Origin of the sequence: Clostridioides sp. ZZV15-6597, from assembly GCF_020657815.1 — a bacterium.
GTDB lineage: Bacteria > Bacillota > Clostridia > Peptostreptococcales > Peptostreptococcaceae > Clostridioides.
In genome coordinates this window covers 36,574-46,684 of the sequence record NZ_JAGWCT010000025.1, presented here as the reverse complement: position 1 = coordinate 46,684, position 10,111 = coordinate 36,574, and the positions used below count along the sequence as shown (strand labels likewise).

Genomic DNA, 10,111 nt, shown 5'->3' with positions numbered 1-10,111 from the left:
CAACAGGAGCAGATGGAGCAGTAGGTCCAACAGGAAATACAGGAGCAACAGGAGCAGATGGAGCAGTAGGTCCAACAGGAAATACAGGAGCAACAGGAGCAGATGGAGCAGTAGGTCCAACAGGAGCAGTAGGAGCAACAGGTCCAACAGGAGCAGATGGAGAGGTAGGTCCAACAGGACAGACAGGAGCAACAGGAGCAGATGGAGCAGTAGGCCCAACAGGAGCGACAGGAGCGACAGGACAGACAGGAGCAACAGGAGCAGTGGGAGCAACAGGCCCAACCGGAGCAGATGGAGTAGCTGGAGCAACAGGGGCAACAGGGGCAACTGGAGTAGGTGGAGCAGTAGGTCCAACAGGGGCAGTAGGAGCGACAGGTCCAACAGGAGCAGTAGGTTCAATAGGTCCAACAGGAGCAACTGGAGCCAATGGAGCAACAGGTCCAACAGGGAATACAGGAGCAACTGGAGCCAATGGAGCAACAGGTCCAACAGGAAATACAGGAGCAACTGGAGTATTGGCATCGAACAATGCACAATTTATAGTTTCATCTCCAAGTTTAACAAATAACTCACTAGTGACGTTTAACTCATCATTTATAAATGGAACAAATATAACTTTACCAACAAGTAACACTATAAACCTTGCAGTTGGAGGTATATATAATGTATCCTTTGGTATACGTGCTACACTTTCACTTGCAGGATTTATGGCAATTACTACTAATTTTAATGGCGCAGCTCAAAATAATTTTATTGCAAAAGCAGTAAATACTCTTACTTCATCAGATGTAAGTGTAGGATTGGATTTTTTAGTTGATGCTAGAGCAGCAGCTGTTACTTTAAGTTTTACATTTAATTCAGGCACAACAGGAACTTCACCATTTGGATTTGTTTCAGTCTATAGAATACAATAATTAGTTTTATAGGTGAAGAAAAAAGATAAATAAAATCTCAATCTATTAGATATTCAAATTGATAAATCTGAATATCTAAGTAGATTGAGATTCATTATGTATAAAAACTACCCTAATATATCTGACATTTTATAAAGCCCAGACTTTCTACCAACTAAAAATTTAGCTGCAACAATAGAACCATCTGCAAAGACTTCATCAGATTGAGAATGGTGACTTAATGTAAGAACTTCATTATCTCCTGCAAATATAACATCATGGTCACTGATTATATTTCCACCTCTTATAGAATGGATTCCAATTTCATTTGCTTTTCTTTTGCAATCTCTACCATATCTTCCATATTTATTTTCACTTTCAGGTAAGACCTCTTTAATTGCATTGGCTATCATAGTAGCAGTACCACTAGGAGCATCTTCTTTTCTATTATGATGCTTTTCTATGATTTCTATATCAAAACCTTCTAACATTTTTGATGCATCTTTAACTAATTTTATTAAAATATTTACACCTAGAGATGTATTTGAGGATAATAATATAGGAATATTTTTTGATGCTTTTTCTATTTTATTTAATTCATCCTCATCATATCCAGTAGTAGCTAATACTACAGGTGTATTGTTTTTTAGTGCATATGACAAGATTGGGTCTAAAGTTTCATGATGTGAAAAATCTATTATAACATCAGCTTTTTCAGTTACATCAGTCATTGTTTTATAAAGCTTCGTATCTCCATGATAAGCATTTTCATCAGCAGACCTAGCTACACCACAAACTAACTCTAATTCACTATCTTTTTTTACACATTCTGCTAACACTCTTCCCATTGTTCCATTATAACCACTAATTATAACTTTTAACATAAAATCCTCCTATGAAATTAATAAAAATTTGTTATATTTCTATAGGTTTATTTTATCACTAATATAATTTATATAAAATAATATTAGTGATAATAAACTTATAATTTACTGGATATTAAAAAAATTGTATTTAGATTTAATATGTATTAAATATAAGTTCATATATCATAAAATTTACTTAAAAATCAATACTAATATGTTAAAATTACTAAAGATGTGTCTTTAAAAATATATAAATCTAGAGTATTAATTTTAAACTCAACAATTTGAGCATTAAAAGTGATATTATTAAATTAGAAGTATCTTAACTTAATATAATAAGATGGGAGAGATGGCTATGTTAAAGGAAGAAAAAACTTATCAAGAAAAGGATGCTAAAGCATTTAATGGAGTAGTAGCTTTGATAATGATTATCTTATTTTTAGTAGTTTCAATAGGTGTTATGGTTTTTGGAATAATAAAACTTGACAATGGATTCACTGGAATAGGTTCATTTATGTTAGTTTTAAGTATTTTATTTATTGTGATAGATTTTATACTGTGTTTTGGACTAAAAATGATTAATCCAAAAGAGGCTATTGTTCTAGTTTTATTTGGGAACTACTATGGAACTATAAAAAAAGAAGGATACTATTGGGTAAATCCATTTTGTTCAGCAGTAAATCCAACATCATCAGGAATTAATGTATCAAAATCTTCATCTACTGAAAAAGTAGATATATCCTCTAATCCAAGAGGAAAGAAAGTATCTTTAAAAACAATGACTCTTAATAATGAAAAACAAAAAGTTAATGATTTATTAGGAAATCCTATTATAATAGGTGTTGTTGTAATTTGGAAAGTTATAGATGCAACTAAAGCTGTATTTAATGTTGATAATTATAATACTTTTTTATCAATTCAATGTGATTCAACTATTCGTAATGTTTCAAGACTTTACCCATATGATGTGTCTGAAGATGGTGATGAAAAATCTCTTCGTGGTAGTAGTCAAGAAATAGCAGATAAATTACAAAAAGAGTTACAATCTAGAGTAGATATTGCAGGAATTGAAGTATGTGAAGTAAGAATTACTCACCTTTCTTATGCACCAGAGATTGCAGTAGCTATGTTACAACGTCAACAAGCAGAAGCTATAATAGCAGCACGTAAAAAGATTGTTGAAGGGGCTGTAAGTATGGTAGAGATGGCATTAACTAATTTAAGTGAGAATAATGTTGTGACTTTAGATGAGGAACATAAAGCTGCTATGGTAAGCAATTTATTGGTTGTTCTTTGTGGTAATAAAGATGCACAACCAGTAGTAAACAGTGGTTCAATTTATTAGTATAGAAGTAAATACCAATTAAGAGCATTTAACTATTGTGTAAGTAAATCAAGAGTGTTTAACTTGTATATATGTAAATCAGTAAATTAAGGATATTTTAATTAGTGTGTAAGGAAACCAATAAATTAAGAATGTTTAAATTGCATGCAAGTAAACTAGTAAATTAAGGGTATTTAACAAAGATAAATTAAAAGGCTATAAAAAGAGGAGGGTGTCTCAAAATGAACTTTTTAGTTCATGAGACACTCTTTTTTGTATGAAATCAAATATATTTTCATCATTTCAACAATGAAAAAGAGGCTTATCTCTCTATTTTGAGACAGCCCCTTTTAATTAATAATATTATTTCTAATTAGTCTAAATTTCTAAGGTCTTCCATAAGTTTAGTCTTGTCAGCCGTTTTTTCGTCTTTCATTTTTATAACTTTAGCAGGAGAACCAGCAACAACAGCACCAGCTTCTACGTCAGTAGTTACAACAGCACCAGCTGCAACAACAGCACCTTTACCGATTCTAACACCTTCAAGAACAACTGCATTAGCTCCTATTAAAACATCATCTTCAACTATAACAGGAGTAGCAGAAGGTGGCTCTAAAACACCAGCAACAACAGCACCAGCACCTAAATGAACATTTTTACCAAGAGTACCTCTAGCACCAATAACAGCATTCATATCTACCATAGAACCTTCACCAACAACAGCTCCTATATTTATAACAGCTCCCATCATTACAACAGCATTTTTTTCTATAGTAACCATGTCTCTTATTATTGCACCTGGTTCGATTCTTGCATGTTCACTTAAAGTATTTTTTAGAGGAATAGCAGAATTTCTTCTATCATATTCTACATGAGTATCTATTATATCGTTACCATGTTTATCTAATACTTCCATTATATCCTCATAGTCACCTACAAATACATAAGAACCATTGTTTCCAAATACTTTAAATTTATCAGTTGATTGGAAATGTAAAGAGTTAGTATTTACATATACTTTAACAGGTGTTTTCTTTTTAACTTCTTTTATATATCTTGCTATTTCATAAGCATCGTTTAAATTTACCATTTGTTAATTCTCCTTGTATTTCATTATATTTCTTTTATTATATACTCATATATACTAATTTATCAACTTTAGTATATACTTACTATTATTTATTTTTTAATAGCATTATTATTTTAGCATAATATTGAGTAAATTTATTTATTATATCATATATCTTTTACTTGTGTATATTTTTTATTTGTGATATAGATTTTTACTATCCTAACATACTATCCATGTTATAAAATCCTGGTTTTTGTTTAACTAAGTATTTAGCAGCAGCTATAGAACCACTTGCAAAAATACCACGAGATTGAGCTTGATGACTTATTGTAAGGACTTCGTTATCTCCAGCAAATAGAGCATCATGTTCACCAACAATATTTCCACCTCTTATAGCATGGATACCAACCTCATTTGGTTGTCTTTTTGCACTACGCCCATATCTACCATAATTATTTTCAACGTTTGGTAAAACCTCTTTTATAGCGTTAGCAATCATAACAGCTGTGCCACTTGGGGCATCTACTTTTCTGTTGTGATGTTTTTCTATTATTTCTATATCGAATCCTTCTAATAATTTAGCTGCATCTTTAACCAATTTCACTAATACATTTACACCAAGAGACATATTATATGATTGGAATACAGGAATAACTTTAGCCGCTTCATGTATTCTATTAATTTCTTCATCATTATATCCAGTAGTAGCAATTACTAAAGGAGTTTTAGTTTTTAAAACATAAGATAAAATATTATCTAGATTAGAGTGATGAGAAAAATCTATAACTACATCAGCTTCTTCAACTATAGTATTCATATCTTCATAAATTTTAAGATTGCCTTCACAGCTATCCATACCTCTAGCTGCAACACAAACTAATTCTAGTTCACTATCATCTCTTATAGTATCGGCTAAAATCTTGCCCATTTTTCCATCATAACCAGTTGCTATAACTTTTAACATAATTTCCTCCTATGATTAAGGGCTAACTTTTGACCAAACTTAGTTTTTTATCATGCATTAATTTGTACTATGCATTAACTTTTAGTCCAAAGTTAACTAATTCTTTCTTTAATACCTCTAAGTTTGCTGGGTCCATTTCTGCTAGAGGAAGTCTTAAATCTCCAACATTGAATCCTAATAAATTCATTGCAGTCTTAACTGGTATAGGATTTACCTCTATAAATAAAGCAGCGATTAAAGCATCCATACCAAGTTGTAATTTTCTAGAACCTTCTATATCGCCTTCAAAGAATTTAGCCACTAAATCGTGTGTTTCTTGAGGGCAAACATTAGCAAGTACTGATATAACTCCTTGACCTCCTAAAGACAATAAAGGAAGTATAGTATCATCGTTACCAGAGTAGATAGCAAAGTCATCTGGAACTAAGCTAGCTATTTCTGCAACTTGTCCTAAGTCCCCACTAGCTTCTTTCACAGCAACTATATTATCTATCTTAGCAAGTTCAACTATAAGACTAGGGCTTATATTAACACAAGTTCTTCCAGGTACATTGTAAAGTATAATTGGAAGTTTAACACTGTTAGCGATTGTTTCAAAATGACGTTTAAGTCCAGCTTTATTGGCTTTATTGTAATAAGGAGTTATTATTAATAGAGCATCTACTCCTAGTTTTTCAGCTTCTTGACTTAAATTAACTGAGTGCATAGTATCATTAGAACCACTTCCTGCTATAACAGGAACTCTTTTATTAACTTTTTCAACAACATACTTAATAGTAGCAAGTTGTTCTTCATCGGTCATAGTATTAGCTTCACCAGTAGTACCACAAGCCACTATAGCATCAGTACCGTTAGCAATTTGGTACTCAACTAATTCACCTAATTTGTCGAAATCAACTTTGCTATCCTTTGTAAATGGAGTAACTAGAGCAACAGCAGAACCTTTAAATATCATAAAAAATCAATCCCCTCTTTTTTAGTTTTGTGTTTTATATTACAGTTACTTCTAATGCTTATTTTTACTTATTATTAATATTTTACAAAATCATATATTTATACAAATTTGTATACTATACTAAATCATATGATATAGCCATTTCAGCTATTTGGATTGCATTAGTTGCAGCACCTTTTCTTATATTGTCAGCAACAACCCAAAGGTTTACACCATTATCAACACTAAAGTCTCTTCTAATTCTTCCAACAAACACTTCATCTCTATCATCAAATTCTACAGCAGTTGGATATTCATTTTTAGCAGGATTATCAACTACTACAACTCCTGGAGCTTCTTCAAGTGTTTTTACTAAATCTTCTAATTCAAATGGATTATTAAACTCAATGTTTATAGATTCGCTATGACCATTTTTTACTGGAACTCTTACAGTAGTTGCAGTTATTTTTAAGTCGTAGTTATCAAGTATTTTCATAGTTTCGTTTACCATTTTCATTTCTTCCTTAGTATATCCATTTTCAGTAAATGAATCTATATGAGGAAGACAGTTATAAGAAATTTGATGTGGATAGAATCCAGTAGGATTACCAGTCATTCCTTTTTCTAAATCTTCAACCCCTTTAACACCAGAACCAGATACAGCTTGGTAAGTAGAGTAAACAACTCTCTTAATTTTGTATTTGTCATCTAGAGGTTTAAGAGGAACCATAGCTTGTATAGTAGAGCAGTTTGGATTAGCTATTATACCTTTATGTTTTTTTATAGCTTCTGGATTTACCTCAGGAACAACCAAAGGAACATCTGGATTCATTCTCCATTGACTAGAGTTATCTACTACTAAGATTCCATTTGATGCAGCTATTGGAGCATATTTTTCACTAATGCTTCCTCCAGCAGAGAATAATGCTATTTGTATCCCTCTATCAGTAAATGAAGTTTCTTTTAACTCTTCTACTATATATTCTTTACCACAAAACATTACTTTAGAACCAGCAGATTTAGAAGAAGAGAATAAAAATAGATTTTCTATTGGAAAATTTCTTTCTTCTAATACTTTTAAAAATGTTCTACCTACCATTCCAGTAGCACCAACTATTGCCACATTTACTTTTTTCATATTAAATTCACCCCAATTTTTAATTATTAAAACATTATTTGATTTTAGTTATACAAGTAAGATATGTTAATATTTTTATATATCTAAATACTTTAATATTATATTAACAACTTTAATTATATACAAAAAACGTACAAAGGTATACTTTGTACGTCTAGTTTATCACTCAAAGTAAACCTTGTAGCTCACCACCTACACAAATAAGTGACAGTATTACACATCTTATGTGTAATCCCAGAAAATATTATTGCGAGAAATATTTTCTTCGGCTATAAATCCTTTTTCCAATCATTAACGCTTGCCAGCTCCTATTGGATACTCTTATTTACAGCTACCTCTACCCTAGGTTAATAGGATATTAAAATTTGATTATTCTAATAATAATACATATTTTAGAAAAAATCAACTTATTTATAGAAATATTGCTAAAATTTAAATCCAAAATTTGTCAATTCTTGTTTTAAGATATTAAGATTAGCTTCTTCCATTTCAGCTAAAGGAAGTCTTAAATCTCCAACATTAAAACCTAAAATATTCATAGCAGTTTTAACTGGAACTGGATTTACTTCTATAAATAAGGCAGCAATTAAAGCATCCATATCAAGTTGTAATTTTTTAGAGCCTTCAATGTCACCTTCAAAGAATTTAGTTACTAAATCATGAGTTTCTTTAGGACAGATGTTAGCAAGTACAGAGATAACACCACTTCCACCTAATGATAATAGAGGTAATATAGTATCATCATTACCGGAGTATATAGCGAAGTCTTTAGGCACTAATTTAGCTATTTCTGCAACTTGAGCTAAATCTCCACTAGCTTCTTTCACAGCAACTATATTATCTATTTTAGCAAGCTCAGCTACAACAGATGGCTTTATATTTACCTTAGTTCTTCCTGGTACATTATATAAAATAATTGGTAATTTAACGCTTTTTGCTATTGTTTCAAAGTGAAGTTTAAGACCTTTTTCATTAGTCTTATTATAGTAAGGAGTTATGATTAAAAGACCATCCACTCCCAATTTTTCAGCTTCTTGGCTCATATGAACAGACAACATAGTATTGTTTGAACCAGTACCTGCTATAACTGGTATTCTCTTATTGACTTTTTCAACTGTATATTTTATTACAGCAAAAATCTCAGATTCACTCATAGTAGTAGCTTCACCTGTTGTTCCACAAACAACTAATGCATCTGTGTCATTTTCAATATGGTATTCGATTAATTCACCTAACTTTTCAAAGTTGACATTGTTATCCTCCGTAAATGGAGTAACTAAAGCAACAGCAGAACCTTTAAATAACATATAATCAAATCTCCTTTTTTATTTAAATTTAATTTTTTAAGTACAATAATAATTATAGTACAAATTAATTAATTTTAATAGGCATAGTTAATATCTTAACTGTATAAAGTAAGATATTTATATTATATTAATATTAAAAAAATTTTAAATAAATGTTTTATTCTCAAAATATGCATATTAATTTAATAAAATATACCAAAATGGAAATAAAAAATAAATTTTATGCGAATTTAATAACTAATAATTAATATATTTAGGTTATAATAAATATGTGCGTAAAAATAAATAATAAGCATTAACATAGAAAATTTAGGAGGAATAATATGGATACTTTAAAGGAACTTTTTAAAATAGGAAGTGGACCTTCAAGTTCTCATACTATGGGGCCGCAAAGAGCAGCGGAAAGATTTAAAAATGAAAATCCAGATGCAGAAAGTTTTAGAGCAATATTATATGGTAGTTTAGCTGCTACAGGAAAAGGTCACTTAACAGATTATATAATTGAAAAAACTATAGCACCAAAGAAAGTTGAAATCGTTTGGGAAGAAGACATAATAAAAGATTTTCATCCAAATGGAATGAAGTTTGAAGCTTTAGATAAAGATGGAAATGTGACAGCTGAATGGACTGTATATTCTGTTGGTGGAGGAACTATAGCAGAAGAAGGTCAAAGAAACAGTAAAAGCAATAGTATATATCATCTAGACACTATGGATGAAATAGTGAAGTGGTGTAAGGAAAATAATAAAACTTTAGTTGATTTTGTATTAGAATGTGAACCATCTGATATAAAAGACTATATAAAAACTATAAAAGATGCTATGAGAAAATCTATTGATGATGGACTAAGCACAGATGAAGTAATACCAGGTAAATTATTATTAAAAAGAAGAGCAAATAATTTTTATAAAGCGTATCAAGAAGATAAAAGTTTTTCGACACTTGTATATGCATATGCACTGGCAGCTTCAGAGCAAAATGCTTCTGGTAATATAATAGTTACAGCACCAACTTGTGGTTCTGCTGGAGTAATACCAGGAATATTCTTTGCAATGCAAGATTTCTATAAATACGATGATGAAAAAATAATTGAAGCATTACTTGTGGCTGGAATAATCGGAAATATAATAAAAACTAATGCATCAATATCTGGTGCGGAAGTAGGATGTCAAGGTGAGGTTGGAGCAGCTTGTTCGATGGCAGCAGCGGCAGTAGCGTATTTAAAGGGTGGTACTATAGACCATATTGAATATGCAGCAGAAATAGCGCTTGAACATCATCTAGGAATGACTTGTGACCCTGTATATGGATATGTTCAAATTCCATGTATAGAAAGAAATGCAATGGCAGCTCAAAGAGCTTATGATGCAGCTAAGTATGCATTATTAACTGATGGCTCACATTCTGTCTCCTTGGACCAAGTCGTTGAAACAATGAAAGAAACGGGTATTGATATGATGGATAAATACAAAGAAACTGCAAAAGGTGGACTTGCTAAACACTTCTTCTCTTGCTAAAATTAAAAATTTTTTAATAATAATTCCCCTGTTTTGATTTATGAAACAGGGGAATTATTATTAATGGTGAATTATTTAATAATGCAAAATATTTTT

Annotated in this window: 8 protein-coding genes, 1 pseudogene and 1 riboswitch; of the genes and pseudogenes, 3 read left to right on the top strand and 6 right to left on the bottom strand. The window is 31.0% G+C overall.

The window, feature by feature from the left end; genetic code table 11:
• Positions 1-914 (top strand): annotated as a pseudogene (locus KGF52_RS08050) (collagen-like protein); the annotation flags it as partial.
• 107 nt (positions 915-1,021) lie between these two features.
• Here the strand turns inward: KGF52_RS08050 and dapB (KGF52_RS08045) are convergent.
• Complete coding sequence (gene dapB / locus KGF52_RS08045; RefSeq protein ID WP_227839741.1) at positions 1,022-1,777, bottom strand: 4-hydroxy-tetrahydrodipicolinate reductase; 756 nt, start codon at positions 1,775-1,777, stop codon at positions 1,022-1,024.
• Between the two features lie 337 nt (positions 1,778-2,114).
• Between dapB (KGF52_RS08045) and KGF52_RS08040 the strand changes: the two genes are divergently transcribed.
• Positions 2,115-3,104, top strand: a complete 990-nt coding sequence (locus tag KGF52_RS08040) for an SPFH domain-containing protein (RefSeq protein WP_227839740.1) — start codon at positions 2,115-2,117, stop codon at positions 3,102-3,104.
• Positions 3,105-3,456: 352 nt separating this feature from the next.
• On the opposite strand, the gene dapD is transcribed toward KGF52_RS08040, so the two are convergent.
• The 5 genes from dapD to dapA (KGF52_RS08015) form a co-directional block, all read right to left on the bottom strand.
• On the bottom strand, positions 3,457-4,173 hold the full coding sequence (dapD, locus tag KGF52_RS08035) for a 2,3,4,5-tetrahydropyridine-2,6-dicarboxylate N-acetyltransferase (protein ID WP_227828335.1): 717 nt from the start codon (positions 4,171-4,173) through the stop codon (positions 3,457-3,459).
• 196 nt (positions 4,174-4,369) lie between these two features.
• On the bottom strand, positions 4,370-5,119 hold the full coding sequence (gene dapB / locus KGF52_RS08030) for a 4-hydroxy-tetrahydrodipicolinate reductase (protein WP_227433723.1): 750 nt from the start codon (positions 5,117-5,119) through the stop codon (positions 4,370-4,372).
• Between the two features lie 67 nt (positions 5,120-5,186).
• Complete coding sequence (gene dapA, locus KGF52_RS08025) at positions 5,187-6,074, bottom strand: 4-hydroxy-tetrahydrodipicolinate synthase (protein ID WP_227433724.1); 888 nt, start codon at positions 6,072-6,074, stop codon at positions 5,187-5,189.
• Positions 6,075-6,189: 115 nt separating this feature from the next.
• Positions 6,190-7,191: an aspartate-semialdehyde dehydrogenase gene (locus tag KGF52_RS08020; protein ID WP_227433725.1), complete on the bottom strand. Its 1,002-nt coding sequence runs from the start codon at positions 7,189-7,191 to the stop codon at positions 6,190-6,192.
• Between the two features lie 173 nt (positions 7,192-7,364).
• Positions 7,365-7,539: riboswitch (Lysine riboswitch) on the bottom strand.
• A 77-nt stretch (positions 7,540-7,616) separates the two neighbouring features.
• Positions 7,617-8,498, bottom strand: a complete 882-nt coding sequence (gene dapA, locus KGF52_RS08015) for a 4-hydroxy-tetrahydrodipicolinate synthase (protein ID WP_227828337.1) — start codon at positions 8,496-8,498, stop codon at positions 7,617-7,619.
• 323 nt (positions 8,499-8,821) lie between these two features.
• Here dapA (KGF52_RS08015) and KGF52_RS08010 point away from each other — a divergent pair, with 323 nt between their 5' ends.
• The gene (locus KGF52_RS08010) at positions 8,822-10,015 is read left to right on the top strand and encodes an L-serine ammonia-lyase (RefSeq protein ID WP_227433727.1); all 1,194 of its coding nucleotides are present in this window, start codon (positions 8,822-8,824) and stop codon (positions 10,013-10,015) included.
• The last annotated feature ends 96 nt before the right edge of the window (positions 10,016-10,111 follow it).